Source organism: Rhodococcus sp. NPDC019050 (genome assembly GCF_055664235.1).
Map to the genome: position 1 here is coordinate 19,945 of NZ_JBVOON010000001.1, position 14,169 is coordinate 34,113.

The 14,169-nt window shown below is 67.5% G+C and carries 13 protein-coding genes; 5 read left to right on the forward strand and 8 right to left on the reverse strand.

Translation table 11 applies throughout. The annotated features are described in order from the left end of the window. Positions 1-135: 135 nt before the first annotated feature. The 3 genes from AC0B44_RS00100 to AC0B44_RS00110 form a co-directional block, all read right to left on the reverse strand. Complete coding sequence (locus AC0B44_RS00100) at positions 136-2,661, reverse strand: ABC transporter permease (RefSeq protein WP_471900911.1); 2,526 nt, start codon at positions 2,659-2,661, stop codon at positions 136-138. A 13-nt stretch (positions 2,662-2,674) separates the two neighbouring features. Beyond that, positions 2,675-3,436, reverse strand: coding sequence for an ABC transporter ATP-binding protein (locus AC0B44_RS00105; RefSeq protein ID WP_471900912.1), 762 nt, complete (start codon positions 3,434-3,436; stop codon positions 2,675-2,677). A gap of 101 nt (positions 3,437-3,537) precedes the next feature. Further along, positions 3,538-4,299, reverse strand: coding sequence for an SDR family NAD(P)-dependent oxidoreductase (locus tag AC0B44_RS00110; RefSeq protein WP_471900913.1), 762 nt, complete (start codon positions 4,297-4,299; stop codon positions 3,538-3,540). Between the two features lie 102 nt (positions 4,300-4,401). On the opposite strand from AC0B44_RS00110, the gene AC0B44_RS00115 reads away from it, so the two are divergent. Next, entirely contained in the window at positions 4,402-5,172 is a 771-nt protein-coding gene (locus tag AC0B44_RS00115; protein ID WP_471900914.1) for a deoxyribonuclease IV, read from the forward strand. On the opposite strand, the gene AC0B44_RS00120 is transcribed toward AC0B44_RS00115, so the two are convergent. After that, positions 5,169-6,044: a helix-turn-helix domain-containing protein gene (locus tag AC0B44_RS00120; RefSeq protein WP_471900915.1), complete on the reverse strand. Its 876-nt coding sequence runs from the start codon at positions 6,042-6,044 to the stop codon at positions 5,169-5,171. The two genes, AC0B44_RS00115 and AC0B44_RS00120, sit on opposite strands and share 4 nt — an antisense overlap. Before the next feature lie 100 nt (positions 6,045-6,144). Here AC0B44_RS00120 and AC0B44_RS00125 point away from each other — a divergent pair, with 100 nt between their 5' ends. Beyond that, entirely contained in the window at positions 6,145-6,876 is a 732-nt protein-coding gene (locus AC0B44_RS00125; RefSeq protein WP_471900916.1) for an SDR family NAD(P)-dependent oxidoreductase, read from the forward strand. 25 nt (positions 6,877-6,901) lie between these two features. On the opposite strand, the gene AC0B44_RS00130 is transcribed toward AC0B44_RS00125, so the two are convergent. From AC0B44_RS00130 to AC0B44_RS00140, 3 genes are read right to left on the reverse strand one after another with little or no spacing between them, the layout of a single operon-like run. Beyond that, positions 6,902-7,498 carry a TetR/AcrR family transcriptional regulator gene (locus AC0B44_RS00130; RefSeq protein ID WP_471900917.1) on the reverse strand — a complete coding sequence of 199 codons (597 nt, stop codon included), beginning with the start codon at positions 7,496-7,498 and terminating at the stop codon, positions 6,902-6,904. After that, complete coding sequence (locus AC0B44_RS00135) at positions 7,495-8,250, reverse strand: ABC transporter permease (protein ID WP_471900918.1); 756 nt, start codon at positions 8,248-8,250, stop codon at positions 7,495-7,497. Before AC0B44_RS00135 ends, AC0B44_RS00130 begins: the two co-directional genes overlap by 4 nt. Continuing rightward, entirely contained in the window at positions 8,247-8,984 is a 738-nt protein-coding gene (locus AC0B44_RS00140) for an ABC transporter ATP-binding protein (protein WP_471900919.1), read from the reverse strand. Before AC0B44_RS00140 ends, AC0B44_RS00135 begins: the two co-directional genes overlap by 4 nt. A gap of 124 nt (positions 8,985-9,108) precedes the next feature. Between AC0B44_RS00140 and AC0B44_RS00145 the strand changes: the two genes are divergently transcribed. From AC0B44_RS00145 to AC0B44_RS00155, 3 genes are all read left to right on the forward strand, one after another. After that, positions 9,109-9,696: an AMIN-like domain-containing (lipo)protein gene (locus AC0B44_RS00145; RefSeq protein WP_471900920.1), complete on the forward strand. Its 588-nt coding sequence runs from the start codon at positions 9,109-9,111 to the stop codon at positions 9,694-9,696. Positions 9,697-9,804: 108 nt separating this feature from the next. After that, complete coding sequence (locus tag AC0B44_RS00150; RefSeq protein WP_471900921.1) at positions 9,805-11,706, forward strand: ABC transporter ATP-binding protein; 1,902 nt, start codon at positions 9,805-9,807, stop codon at positions 11,704-11,706. After that, a complete protein-coding gene (locus AC0B44_RS00155) occupies positions 11,703-12,218 on the forward strand; it encodes a mycothiol transferase (protein ID WP_471900922.1) in 516 nt (171 codons plus the stop codon). The genes AC0B44_RS00150 and AC0B44_RS00155 overlap by 4 nt, the downstream gene beginning before the upstream one ends. Before the next feature lie 81 nt (positions 12,219-12,299). Here the strand turns inward: AC0B44_RS00155 and AC0B44_RS00160 are convergent, their stop codons facing one another. After that, positions 12,300-14,159 (reverse strand): DEAD/DEAH box helicase, encoded by a 1,860-nt coding sequence (locus tag AC0B44_RS00160; RefSeq protein ID WP_471900923.1) that lies wholly within the window; start codon positions 14,157-14,159, stop codon positions 12,300-12,302. Between the last annotated feature and the right edge of the window lie 10 nt (positions 14,160-14,169).

The following is a 14,169-nucleotide window of genomic DNA, read 5'->3' on the forward strand; positions in this document are numbered from 1 at the left end:
TCGGATCGCACGGACCGGGCACTCCGGAGGGACAGTTGGTGTCGTAGTAGCCGAGTATGCCGACGAGATCTCCGTTGAGCGGTCCGCCGGGCCGGCCACTGTGGATGAACGTGCAGCTTGTGGATCGTTTCCCGATTACATGTCCGAGATCGCCTCCAGCGGCGGTGTCTTCGCCGCGCGGTTGCCGGGCCAGAGAGCAGCGAGAACACCGATGAAGGCGGAGGCCACCAGCATGCCCACGACCTGCGCCCACGGCACCGAGATGATGTCGAGCCCCTGGTCTGCAAGGGTACGCACGAATGCCCATCCGAACGAAAGACCCAGCACCACACCGACGATCGCACCGAAGACCGCGATCAGGAGGGACTCGAGATAGATCGTGCGCCGCACCTGCATGCGTTGCATTCCCACAGCACGCAGCATGCCGATCTCACGTCGCCGTTCGACCACCGACAAGGCAAGAGTGTTGACGATGCCGAGGATCGCGATGACCACTGCGAGAGCGAGCAACCCGTACAGGATGGCGAGCAGCATATCGATCTGCTGTGCCTGCTGGCCCTTGAACTGCTCACGGTCGAGAACCTGGACGATCACGTATTCCTTGGTGGCGGCCTCGAGCCCGGCCCGCACGGCACTCGGGTCCGCCCCGTCCGCGACGTTCATCAGCACGACGATCGCCGACCGGGTCGCCGGGGGCGTGAACTGCTCGTAGATCTGCTGGGACATCACCCAGGGGCCGATGATCTGACTGTCGTTGTAGATACCGGTCACGGTCGCGTCCACGGTGTTGCCGTCACGGCTCGTGACCGGGACCGTCGAGCCGACCGTCCAGCCCTTCTCACTCGCGGTGCTCTGGTTCACGAGCATTTCGTTGCCCGTGGCCTCCGGCGCCCCTGCCACCATCTGCAGATCGATCACATCGTCGAGCACGCCCGTCACCGCCGTGCCGAAACCGTCCTCTCCGTCGAGGTTCGCCCGCACGCCGTGGACCGGCACCACCTCGACCACACCCTCGACCCCTTGCGCCGCATCGGCTGCCGGGAGCGGAACGCCGAACATCTGCGGTCCGGTGAGCATGAAGTCGGCTTGGACACCGTTGTCGACGGCAGCGTCCACGCTGGCCTTCGCCGACGAGCCGAAGACACCGATCACGGACACGAGCATCAGGCCCAGCGTGAGAGCGAATGCGGTGGCTGCGGTGCGGCGCGGGTTGCGCGTCGCGTTGGTGCGTGCCAACCGGCCGACGGCGCCGAACGGGCGGGCGAACACCGCACCGAGAGCACCCACGACTGGCCGCGACAGCGCCGGTGAGGCAAGCATGACCGCGACGACGAGCAGGAACGCCCCACCGCCCACGGCGGAGGCCGCCCCTCCACCGGTGCCCTGCGCGCCGAACACGACGAGCACGACACCCACGACCGCCGCGACAATGCCCACGATCGTGCGTACCCGGAGGCCTTCGACGGTCCCGGTGGACTCCTCCCGCATCGCGGCGACAGGCGGCACCCGGGTCGCGCGGCGTGCCGGGGCATACGCGCTGATCGCGGTGACAACGACCCCGACGATCAGGGCCACGAGGACCGTGCGCGGCGCCAGTTGCAGCGGACCGGACGGCAATCCGAGGTCCGCGGCGTTCAGTGCGGCACGCAGGCCGTACGCGAGCGCGACACCCGCGGCGATACCGATGACGCTGCCGATCAGTCCGACGACGAGCGCCTCGAGCGTGACGGAGCGGCCGACCTGTTTCCGGCTGGCCCCGACGGCTCGGAGCAACGCGAGTTCGCGGAGTCGCTGCGCGACGATCATCGAGAAGGTGTTGTAGATGATGAACGTTCCCACCAGCAACGCGATCGCACCGAACGCGAGCAGGAAGTAGTTGAGGAAGTTCAGCGCTTCCGAGACCTCCGACTTGGTCTCTTCGGTGACCTCCGCCCCGGTCTGCACCTTCATGCCCGGCACAGCGGCCGCGACCTCGTCCCGCAGTTCGTCCGGGGACAGGGAGCCATCGCCCGCGATGTTGAGGAATCCGACGTGCCGGCCATCGGTGAACAGCGACGACGCCTGCGATTCGGTGAACATCGCCCCGACGTAGCCGCCGGTATCGGTCTCGAGGTTGTAGATGCCGCTCACCGTCACGGGGACCATGCCCTGCGCGATGGAGAGGATCGAGGTCTGGTCTCCGACCTCGAGGCCGCCGCGCTCGGCGGCGCTGGCGTTGAGCGCGATCTGGCCATCTTCGGCGGGCGGAGTGCCCTCGATGAACTCCTGCGATTCGCCGACGAATTCCTCGGGCGGGAAGTACGCGTAGCCCTCCACCGGGGCGCCCCCGGTCTGGATCGCGGCACCGTCGGAGCCGAGAAGGACGAGCGTACCGCCGATGTACGGGGTGGTTCGGTCGACGGCCGGAAGCGCCTCGACCGCCGCGATGTCCTCGACCGGCACGCCGCTCGAACCGGATTCCTCGGCGCTCACGCGAACATCGACGCCCTGCGCGACGTCGCCGAAGATACCGTCGAACGTGCGCTGCAGCGTGTCGGTGAAGACGAACGAACCGGTGATGAACGCCGTGCCGAGCACGACGGACAGCACGGTCAGCGCAAGTCTCACCTTGTGCGCGGCAAGGTTGCGCAATGCCACCTTGCGGATGGGGTTTCCACTCATGCTCGGAACGCTCCTACTTCGCCAGAGGTGACATGGCGGCAGGATCGAACTGCTTCATGCGATCCAGGACCGAGTCGGCGGTGGGGTCGCGCATCTCGTCGACGACACGGCCGTCGGAGAGGAACACGACCCGGTCGGCATACCCCGCAGCACGCGGGTCGTGCGTGACGATCACGACCGTCTGCCCGAACTCGTCCACCGAGGCGCGGAGGATCGACATCACCTCTCCGGACGAACGGGAATCGAGGTTGCCGGTGGGCTCGTCGCCGAAGATGATCTCGGGACGGCCGGCAAGTGCGCGGGCGCACGCGACACGCTGCTGCTGTCCACCGGACAATTCGCCAGGGCGGTGGCCGAGACGGTCGCCGAGACCGAGACGCCCGACGATGGTGTCGAGCCACTCCTGGTCGACTTTCCGTCCGGCGATGTCGACGGGCAGCGTGATGTTCTCGAGCGCGGTGAGCGTCGGGACGAGGTTGAACGCCTGGAAGACGAAGCCGACGCGGTCGCGCCGCAACTGCGTCATCTCCTTGTCGGACAAGGTCGTCAGATCGGTGTCACCGATGAACACCTGCCCGGAGGTCGCGCTGTCGAGACCGGCGAGGCAATGCATCAACGTCGACTTGCCCGATCCGGACGGGCCCATGATGGCGGTGAATTCACCGGCGGCAAATTCCACCGTGACACCGTCGAGTGCGTGAACGGCGGTTTCGCCGGTTCCGTAGATTTTCTTGAGATCCTGGGATCGGGCTGCGGGAGCCGAGTTCGATGGCATGTAACCATCTTCCTCGGCCGGACCCGCTCGCACCATCGGGGAGGACCCTGATCCCCATTTGAGGGATTCTGCGGATATAGCGCCTCGCGCCGGCGGGCGGATCAGGCCCAGCGCGCCTGGCCACCGTCGAGCGGCACCGTCGCGCCGGTCAGGTAACGGGCGTCGTCGCTGACGATCCACGCGATCGCCCGGCCGATGTCTTCCTCGCAGTCGCCGATACGACCCAACGGGATGGTCGCGACGAACTCCGCGGCTTCTTCGGGCCGGTTCTCCGTCCACCACGCCAATCCCGGCGACATGGCGTGAGGTGCGACGGCGTTGACGCGGATACCGTCGACGCCCCATTCGGATGCGGCGGCCCGGGTCAGCGACCTGAGTGCCTCCTTGACCGAGGCATATCCGCCGTATCCGGACATATCCCAGCGCACGGCCGCGGAGCTGACCATGTTGACGATCGAACCCCCTCCACGCGCCTTCATCAGGGGATACACGGTCTGCATCGCGTGCAGGGAGGCTACGGGACCGGTGCGGTAGGCCTTCTCCATCACCTTCGCGGTGAGGTCGAGAACCGGTCCGAGCGGGTTGAGACTCGCGTTGTTCACGAGGATGTCGACGCCCCCGAGCAACTCGGCTGTCCGCTCCACCGTGGCGGTGATCTGGTCGAGGTCGGCGATGTCGCATCGGAGAGGCTCGGCGGTGCCGCCCACCTCCCGGATCAACCGGACCGTGTCGTCGAGTTTGCTCTCGGTGCGGCCGGTGACCGCGACAGCGGCGCCCTCGCGGGCGAGAGCCAGCGCGACGCCCTGCCCGATTCCCTGCCCGGCACCGGTAATCAGTGCAACCTTCCCGTCCAGCTTGCCCATCAGATCTCCCTGTCGTCGGCGGTCGCCCCGAATCAAGCAGATCCCCCGACCGCACGCGGCAATGCCGTCCCGGTGACCGGGAAGCTCCCCTACCCTGGGTCCATGCGGATAGGCGCGCACGTCCGTCAGGACGACGACCCCATCGGACAGGGTGAGCGGCTCGGCGCCGACCTGGTGCAGCTGTTCCTCTCGGACCCACAGAAATGGGACACCCCGGGTGAGCACCCGAAGAGGGACCAAATTCTCGCCTCGGACATCGACGTGGTCGTGCATTCGCCGTACGTCGTCAACGTCGCGAGCCTCAACAACAGGTTGCGGATGCCGTCCCGCAAGGCCGTCGCCGAGCATGCCGAGGCCGCATCGCAGATCGGTGCGTTCGGACTGGTGGTGCACGGTGGTCACGTGCGCGACGGTGAGAACGTCGCCGCGGGTGTCGAGAACTGGCGGAAGCTGTTCGAACGCCAGGAGGACAAGGGCGGGTTCCCGGTTCCGATTCTGGTGGAGAACACCGCCGGTGGTGACTTCGCGATGGCCCGGTACATCGACGCGATCGGCCGACTGTGGGACGCGATCGGCGACTACGGCGCCGGCTTCTGTCTCGACACGTGCCATGCGTGGGCGGCCGGGGAAGATCTCGTCGGTGTGGTCGATCGGGTCAAAGCCGTCACCGGCCGAATCGATCTGGTGCACCTGAACAACTCGCGGGACGAATTCGATTCCGCGCGCGACCGGCACGCGAACCTCGCCGACGGCACCATCGACCCGCAGTTGCTCGCCGACGTCGCCGTCGCGGCCGGGGCGCCCGTCGTCCTGGAAACGCCCGGCGACGGTATCGCCGACGACATCGCGTACCTGCGCGAACACACCGGCTAGGACGACGCGGGATCGCTGCTCCATTGCCCGATGCCGACCACTCGCAGCAGCGCGAGGGCTTCCGCTGCGGGCGTGCCGGGAGCCGCGGAGTAGACCAGCACCGACTGGTCCACGTCCGGCACATGCAGCGTGTCGCAGTCGAGCACGATCGGACCCAACTCGGGGTGATGCACCGTCTTGGTGTGGCTGCGCCAGCCGCCCGCCTGCGCTGTCGACCACAGCGCGTCGAATTCCGGTGAGCCCGCCCGGAGATCGTCGACCAGACGCCGCAGTGCGGAGTCGCGGGGATACCGTGCGGACGTCGCCCGGAGGCTCGCGACGGACTGCTCCGCGGTGGCGGCCCGTTCCTCGTCGGAAGCACCGACCGTACTGCGGGGAGGATCCGCGGGGTCGGGCAGGAACAGCAACCGGTTGATGTTCCGCCGCGCCGGCGGCAGCGCGGCCCAATCCCCGTGCAGCGCAGAGGCCATCGCGTTCCACGCCAGCACGTCCCCTTTGGCGCTGGTGACCACGACGGGCAGGTCCGCGAACCGATCGATGAGCCGCAGCACGCTCGGCCGCACGTGGACGTCGATGGTGCCGGGCGCCGGTGGCGCGGCCCCCGCGAGATGGAACAGTTCGTCCCGGCCGGCCAGGTCGAACCGGAGCGCCCGGGCGAGCGCACCGAGGACCTGCGCCGACGGCACCGGGCCACGACCCTGTTCGAGGCGCACGACGTAGTCGACGCTGATTCCGGCGAGCATCGCTACTTCTTCACGCCGCAGACCCGGCGTCCGCCGATGCGGACCGTTCGCCAGTCCGACGTCACCCGGCCGCACCCGCTCACGGGCCCGCCGCAGCACCCGGGCCAGTTCGGTGCGATCGATACTCATGCACCCAGCATCGCGCAGACAGCCGTCGTGTGGATAGGACCGCCGATCCCACGATCGTCCGGTCCTGGTGCGAACGCGCTCGCACGCCGAACCTGGATACATGACAACACAGCAACAGAAACCGCTCACCGTTCTCGTCACCGGCGCCACGGGAGGTCTCGGTGCCGAAACCGCACGTCGCCTCGCCGATGCCGGGCACATCGTCTGGATGGGTGCTCGCGACATCGCGGCGGGGAACGAGACTGCAGCGAAGATCCGTGCCGACCTACCCGACGCGGACCTGCGGGTGGTGCGCCTGGACGTCACCGACAACGAATCCGTGGACCTCGCGTGCAACCTCGTCTCCGAATCGGGCACCGGTCTCGACGTCCTCGTCAACAACGCCGGGATCGCCGGCAGCGCCAAGCCACCGGCAGATACGGTCGCCGAGGATTTCCTGCCGGTGTTCGGGGTGAACCTCCTCGGTCCGGTGCGCGTGACCCACGCTTTCCTCCCGCTGCTTTCCGCATCGGCGTCTCCCCGGCTGGTCATGGTGTCGAGCGGGATGGGCTCGTTCGGAATCACCAACGATCCGTCACGGCTCGAGTCCACCCTGCACGGTCTCGTGTACTCGTCGTCGAAGGCGGCCCTGAACATGGTGACCTCCGTCTACGCCAAGAGCCTCCCCGGCGTCCGCGTGGTCGCCGTCGATCCCGGTTACACGGCCACCGGGCTGAACGGATTCTCGGGCACCCAATCCGTGAAGGAAGGCACCGACGCGATCGTCGGGGCGTGCCTCGACGACACGGTGGACGGTGTTTTCGTCGACCGCTTCGGGAAACTGCCGTGGTGACCCGGCCGGGGTCATCCGGTCGGGGTCAGCCGATCGGCAGCGCACCCGTCAGGTACCGCTGGAGTGTGGGACCGACGATCTCCACGACCTGCTCGGTGGGGAGCGACGCCAGCGGTTCGAACGCGAGGATGTAGCGGATAAGCATGACGCCGGTCATCTGCGTCGCGACGAGTTCCGCACGCAACCGTCCGGTTCCCGCGGGTCGGTCGATGCGCGGGATCAGCGGTTCGAGCGCGACCTCGAGGAGAAACGCTCGGATCAGTCCTCCTTCGCCGCCCGCGATCTCGGAGCGGAACATCGCCACGGCGGCGTCACGGTGCGGGGAGTCCCACACCCCGAGGACCGCGGTGGCGAGGGCGCGGCCGAGGTCGTCGTCGCGCGCCGCGTACACGGGTGCGAGGACCTCGCGCGGATCGACCGGCAAGGCGATCGACGCGGTGAACAGGTCGACCTTGGTACCGAAGTAGTGGTGCACGAGGGCAGGGTCCACCTCGGCCCGGGCTGCGACTACGCGAATGGTGGTCTTGTCGAATCCGTTGGATGCGAACAGCTCTCGCGCAGCACCCAGGATGGCGTCGCGCGCGCCGGAGGTTCCCGGCCGCCGCCCCGGCCGCGGACTCACCGCGTACGAAGACGGAGGGTCGCCGCCCCGAGTGCCAACGCCACCGCGACGAAGCCCACGACGACGAGAAGATCGCGGATCATCAGGCCCGTGGTGCCCGGATGATCGGCCACCTGCTGCAGCGCTTCGACCGCGTAACTGAGCGGAAGAACGTTGCTGATCCAGCGAAGCCAGTCCGGGAGATCCTCACGCGCGACGAGCAGGCCGCACAGCAGGAACTGCGGGATCACGAGCACCGGCATGAATTGGACGGCCTGGAACTCGGTGCGGGCGAACGCGCTGCACAACAATCCGAGCGAGACCCCGAGGACCGCAACGAGGATCGCGATCACCAGCACCCAGACGAGAGGTCCTGTCGCGCCGACCCCGAGGAGTCCGAACGCGACGACACATGCCAGGCCGGCCTGCACGACCGCCGCCGCGGAGAACGCGCTCCCGTATCCGGCGAGGAGATCGAGTTTCGCGAGCGGGGTGGCGAGAATCCGCTCCAGAGTTCCGGAGACTCGTTCGCGTTGCATCGCAATGGAAGTCACGAGAAACATGACCACGAACGGCAGTATCCCGAGCATGACGATCGCGATGCGATCGAACAGGGTCCGGCCGTCGGGGCCGGCCGGGGTGTTCTGGTACATGAAGTAGAGCAGGATCATCAGAAGGCTCGGTACCAGGGCGATCATCACGACGGTGCGGTGATCCGCCTTCAACTGCCGCAGGATTCGTTCGGTGGTCGCCGCATACGCAACCGCATTCATGACGGTGCCTCCGTGCTCGTACGGATCAACCGGAGAAACGCGTCCTCGAGGCGGGTTTCGCCGGTCCGGTCGCGCAACTGCGCAGGGGTGAGTTGACCGACGAGTCGGCCTTCGCGCAACAACAGCAGGTCGTCGCAGCGGTCGGCCTCGTCCATCACATGACTGGATACGAGCACGGTGACGCCACGTCGCGCGAGTGAGCGGAAGTGTTCCCACAGTTCGACTCTCAGCAGCGGGTCGAGCCCTACGGTCGGTTCGTCGAGCACCAGGAGTTCGGGATCCCCGACGAGCGCGCACGCGAGCGACACGCGTCCGAGTTGCCCACCGGACAGCGCGTCGGCGCGCGTACGCGCATGACCGGTGAGCCCTACCGCGTCGATGGTGGCGCCTACCGTGGCACGAGATCGGCCGTAGAGGGACGCGAAGTAGGAGACGTTCTCGGTGACGGTGAGGTCCTGATAGACGCTCGCCGCTTGCGTGACGTATCCGACCCGGCGGCGCAGTTCGGCGGTCCCGGCGGGGAGATCGAGCACGGTCACGGTGCCGGATTCGATGATCTGGCTCCCCACGATCGAGCGCATCAGCGTGGTCTTTCCGCATCCCGACGGGCCGAGCAATCCGGTGATCGACCCGCGCTGCGCGGTGAAGTCGACCCCGTCGAGGGCGAGGTGCGGTCCGCGGCGGACAGACAATCCGCGCACGTTCACGGCAGGGGAACTCGATGGTGAGTTCATGGATACTCAATTCATCGAGCGTTGAAATGTGCGTAGGGATCACTGTCCGCCGTGATCGGATCGACGTCAAGCCCTCCCGAGCGCCTGCCCGATCTGCAGCATTCGACGCCGTACCATGTGCCCCATGATTCGCACCCGTATCAGCCTCGCCGTCACAGCCGCCGCGTTGGTCCTCGCGGGTTGCTCCGCCTCGGACGGCGACCCGGCGCCCGCGCCGGCCGTGTCGGTGAACACGCCGACCTCGCAGGCAGCCGAGCCGGAATCCGCGAACCTCCCCACCGACACGGCCGACAAGGTCTCGCCCGCGGGCGCGGAAGCGAAACTCACGGTCACCGACATCCGCACCGGAGTGCACGAGAACTTCGACAGGGTGGTCTACGAACTCGACGGTGAAGGCACACCGGGCTGGCGGGTCGGCTACGTCGACGAAGCCGTCCAGGACGGGAGCGGTAACGAGGTCACCGTCGCCGGCGACGCCGTCCTGCAGGTACTGATCGATGGATCCGCCTACCCGTTCGACAGCGGCGTCGAGCAGTACGACGGGCCCGATCCCGTCCTCGCCGCGCCCGGCGGTTCCGTGGTCGAGGTCAGCGGCTCCGGCGTCTTCGAAGGCGTCACCCAATCGTTCGTCGGTGTCTCCGAAGCCGGCACCCCGTTCGCGGTCTATTCGCTCGCCGATCCGACGCGTGTGGTGATCGACGTCGCCCGCTGAGGCGGAGTGAGCAAAAACGATTGGGTCTCCCATCTCCCGTAACCCTAGGCTTGACCTCTAGCGCACTCGAGGTTCTACCGTCGGGTGCGAGCTGAGGAGGCCCCGTCCATGAGCATGGAAATCACCGCGTGGAACGCGATGTACAACGCGATGCACGCAGAGAGCGATCGACGCCCGTTCTCGCGGGCCACGCTGAAGCGGATCGCGGCGTTCGCCCGCCCGCACCGGCGGAACATCACGATCTATCTCATCCTCAGCGTCACGATCGCCGCGCTCGGCGTCGCGACCCCGGTGCTCGCCGGGCGCGTCGTCGACGCGATCGTCGACAACGCCGCGTTGTCGGTGGTCGTGTGGCTCGCCGTGATCATCGCCGCGATCGCCCTCGTCGAGGCCGGACTCGGGATCGCCAATCGGTGGTTGTCGTCGAGCATCGGTGAAGATCTGATTCTGGATCTGCGCACCACGGTGTTCGACCACGTGCAGCGCATGCCGATCGCCTTCTTCACCCGCACGCGTACCGGTGCCCTCGTGTCCCGGCTGAACAACGACGTGATCGGTGCGCAGCGCGCATTCAGCGACACGCTCTCCGGCGTCGTCGGCAACCTCGTCACCCTCGTCATCACGCTCGTGGTGATGCTCGGAATCTCCTGGCAGATCACGCTGCTCGCGTTGCTGCTGCTTCCCATCTTCATCGTGCCCGCCCGCCACATGGGCGCCCGGTTGGCGCAGCTCAGCCGTGAAGCGGCAAACCACAATTCGGTGATGAACACTCAGATGACCGAGCGGTTCTCGGCACCCGGCGCCACGTTGATCAAGCTGTTCGGCCGGCCCGCCCAGGAGTCCACCGAGTTCGCCGTCCGGGCGCGCCGGGTGCGCAACATCGGCGTGCGTACCGCAATGCTCCAGAGCGTGTTCGTCACCGCGCTGACCCTGGTGTCCGCGCTCGCGCTCGCGCTCGTCTACGGGCTCGGCGGCTTCTACGCGCTGCGCGACCAACTGGACCCCGGATCGGTCGTCGCGATGGCCATGCTGCTCACGCGTCTCTACTCGCCACTGACCGCTCTGGCCAGCGCCCGCATGGACGTGATGAGCGCGATGGTCAGCTTCGAGCGGGTCTTCGAAATCCTCGATCTCGAACCTCTCATCAAGCAGTCCCCCGACGCCCGCGATGTGCCGAAGGGACCGGTGTCGGTGGAGTTCCGCGACGTGAGCTTCGCGTATCCGTCGGCCGACAAGGTGTCGCTCGCATCGCTCGAGGAGGTCGCGGTGCTCGACTCCCGGGGCGGCGACACCGTCCTGCACGACGTGTCGTTCCGAGTGGAACCCGGGCAGATGGTCGCACTGGTCGGATCCTCCGGCGCCGGAAAATCCACAGTGGCCCAGTTGATTCCGCGGCTCTACGACGTGGACTCCGGGGCCGTGTCACTGGGCGGGATCGACGTACGCGAACTCACCTCGGACTCCATCCGTGCGACCGTCGGACTCGTCACCCAGGACGGGCATCTGTTCCATGACAGCGTGCGCGCGAACCTGCTGCTCGCCCGGCCGGACGCGACCGACGAGCAACTGTTCGACGCACTGCGCCGGGCCCGTCTGGCCGACCTGATCGCGTCGCTGCCCAACGGACTCGACACCGTGGTGGGCGAACGCGGATACCGGCTCTCCGGCGGGGAGAGGCAACGGCTCACGATCGCACGGTTGCTGCTCGCCCATCCCCAGGTCGTGATCCTCGACGAAGCGACGGCCCACCTCGATTCCACCTCCGAGGCCGCCGTGCAGGAGGCGCTCACCGAAGCTCTCGCGGGACGCACGTCGGTGGTCATCGCGCACAGGCTGTCCACCATTCGGGCCGCCGATCAGATCCTGGTGGTCGAGGACGGCCGGATCGTCGAGCGGGGTACGCACGCCGAGTTGCTGGCGGCGGGAGGCCGGTACGAGGAATTGCACCGGACCCAGTTCGCGGATTCAGGACCGCACTCGTCCGCATTGGTTCCGACACTGGAGTCATGACCACAAACGAAACAGAACTCATCCTCTCGCTGCTCGACAACCAGTACGCCGCGGTGCGAAACACCGTGGCCGACCTGAGCGAAGATCAGGTGCGCAGTGTGCCCAGTGCGTCGTCCATGAGCCTCGCGTCGCTGTTCAACCACCTCGTGTACGGGAACATCTCCGGCGCGGACCGAATCGCGGGCACCCAGACCCGCGACCGTGATCCCGTCGCGGAGTGGCAGGCGGCCTGGCTGGTCGATGAGGGCGACAGCGCGGCCGGCCGTCTCGCACGACTCGACGCCGCCGTCGACCGGTTCGCGGCGGTGCTGCGCGCCGAGCCCGACCTCGATCGCGTCGTGGATCTACCGCCGGAGGTCGCCCGGTGGCTGGTACACGACGGCCCGCTCACCGTCCGGTTCCTGGCTCTGCACCACCTGGAGGAGTGGGCGCGCCATGCCGGCCACGCCGACGTGCTTCGCGAATCCATCGACGGCGCGACCGCCGACAAGCTCAGCGGCGCAACCTGGTGATCCGGCCGCCGGACACGACGATGCCCCGGCAGCCGAGGGCTGCCGGGGCATCGAGGTAGTTCAGCGTCGGATCATCGACGGTCAGTCGCGACGGCCGCGGAATCCACCGCCGCCGTGCTCGCGACGATCGCCGCCGCGATCCTTGCGGTGGGTGAAGTCGCCGCTGCGGCGTTCTCCGCCTCCACGACGGTCGCCGCCGCGGTCTCCACGATCGTCACGGCCGCGGTAGTTGCTGCTCGGGCGGCCTCCGGGGGCACCCGAATCGGGCTGCAACTGGATGAGAACACCCGAGATCCGGGTGGCACGCAGTGCTTCGAGAGTCTGCGGCGACAGATCCTTGGGGAGTTCCACCAGGCTGTGATCGGCACGGATGCTGATGTGCCCGAAGTCGCCGCGGCGGAGGCCACCCTCGTTGGCGATGGCTCCGACGATCGCACCCGGCTGGACGCGGTGCCGCTTGCCCACGGAGATCCGGTAGGTGGTCAGCTCCTGGCCGTCGCGGCCCACCTTCGGGCCGTCGTCGAATCGACGTGCCGGGCGCTCACGCGGCTCGCGCGCGTCGCGCTCGCGGCGCGGCTGTGCGACCGGTTCGGGCTCGACCTCCATGAGGAACGACTCACCGTCGCGGGACATCACGGCAAGTGCTGCCGCGATGTCGGCGAGCGGTACGTCGTGCTCACGCTCGTAGTCCTCGATGAAGGTCCGGAACAGTTGGAGGTTCTCGGACGCGAGCGCCTCGGTGATCGCGTCGTAGAACTTGGAGACGCGCTGCGCGTTGACGTCGTCGACGCTGGGCAACTGCATCTCGGCGACCGGCTGCCGGGTGGCGCGCTCGATCGACTTGAGCAGGTGGCGCTCGCGAGGGGTGACGAACAGCAACGCGTCACCGGTGCGACCGGCGCGACCGGTACGGCCGATGCGGTGCACGTACGACTCGGTGTCGTGCGGGATGTCGTAGTTCACCACGTGGCTGATGCGTTCGACGTCGAGGCCGCGCGCCGCCACGTCTGTCGCCACGAGGATGTCGAGCGCACCGCTCTTGAGCTGGCCGATGGTGCGCTCACGCTGCGCCTGGACGATGTCACCGTTGATGGCGGCAGCGGAGAATCCACGGGCCCGCAGTTTCTCGGCGAGATCTTCGGTGGCCTGCTTCGTGCGGACGAAGATGATCATCGCCTCGAACGACTCGACCTCGAGGATGCGGGTCAGGGCGTCGAGCTTGCGCTGGTGGGATACCGACACCCAGCGCTGGGTGGTGTTCGCCGAAGTCGTCGTCTTCGACTTGACGGTGATTTCCTGCGGGTTCTTCAGGTACTGCTTCGACAGGCGGCGGATCGCGCCCGGCATGGTCGCCGAGAACAACGCGACCTGCTTGGTGTCCGGGGTATCGGCGAGGATGCGCTCGACGTCTTCCTGGAAGCCCATCGTGAGCATCTCGTCGGCCTCGTCGAGGACGAGGTAATCGAGTTCCGAGATGTCGAGGGTGCCCTTGGCAAGGTGATCGATCACACGTCCGGGCGTACCGACGATGACCTGTGCGCCGCGGCGCAATCCTGCCAGCTGAACACCGTATGCCTGGCCGCCGTAGATGGGCAGCACGTGCAGCCCGGGGATGTGCGTGGAGTACTTGCCGAAAGCTTCCGCGACCTGCAGCGCGAGCTCGCGGGTCGGCGCGAGGATCAGCGCCTGCGGGCGCTTCTTCGAGGTGTCGATCCGGGAGAGGATCGGCACCGCGAATGCGGCCGTCTTGCCGGTGCCGGTCTGTGCGAGACCGACGACGTCCCGTCCCTCCAGCAGTGGGGGTATGGTCGCCGCCTGGATCGGCGACGGGGTCTCGTAACCCACATCCGAAAGGGCCTGCAGCACACGGGGGTCGATGTCGAGATCGGCAAACGTGATAGCTGCGGTCTCCTGATTGGGGGCGTCTTCGATTTCACTCATTTGACCAGCA

Bases quoted from the DNA above. Each gene is read 5' to 3' on its own strand.
- AC0B44_RS00100 (WP_471900911.1), bottom strand. From the start codon at position 2,661: ATGAGTGGAAACCCCATCCGCAAGGTGGCATTGCGCAACCTTGCCGCG.
- AC0B44_RS00105 (WP_471900912.1), bottom strand. From the start codon at position 3,436: ATGCCATCGAACTCGGCTCCCGCAGCCCGATCCCAGGATCTCAAGAAA.
- AC0B44_RS00110 (WP_471900913.1), bottom strand. From the start codon at position 4,299: ATGGGCAAGCTGGACGGGAAGGTTGCACTGATTACCGGTGCCGGGCAG.
- AC0B44_RS00115 (WP_471900914.1), top strand. From the start codon at position 4,402: ATGCGGATAGGCGCGCACGTCCGTCAGGACGACGACCCCATCGGACAG.
- AC0B44_RS00120 (WP_471900915.1), bottom strand. From the start codon at position 6,044: ATGAGTATCGATCGCACCGAACTGGCCCGGGTGCTGCGGCGGGCCCGT.
- AC0B44_RS00125 (WP_471900916.1), top strand. From the start codon at position 6,145: ATGACAACACAGCAACAGAAACCGCTCACCGTTCTCGTCACCGGCGCC.
- AC0B44_RS00135 (WP_471900918.1), bottom strand. From the start codon at position 8,250: ATGAATGCGGTTGCGTATGCGGCGACCACCGAACGAATCCTGCGGCAG.
- AC0B44_RS00140 (WP_471900919.1), bottom strand. From the start codon at position 8,984: ATGAACTCACCATCGAGTTCCCCTGCCGTGAACGTGCGCGGATTGTCT.
- AC0B44_RS00145 (WP_471900920.1), top strand. From the start codon at position 9,109: ATGATTCGCACCCGTATCAGCCTCGCCGTCACAGCCGCCGCGTTGGTC.
- AC0B44_RS00150 (WP_471900921.1), top strand. From the start codon at position 9,805: ATGAGCATGGAAATCACCGCGTGGAACGCGATGTACAACGCGATGCAC.
- AC0B44_RS00155 (WP_471900922.1), top strand. From the start codon at position 11,703: ATGACCACAAACGAAACAGAACTCATCCTCTCGCTGCTCGACAACCAG.
- AC0B44_RS00160 (WP_471900923.1), bottom strand. From the start codon at position 14,159: ATGAGTGAAATCGAAGACGCCCCCAATCAGGAGACCGCAGCTATCACG.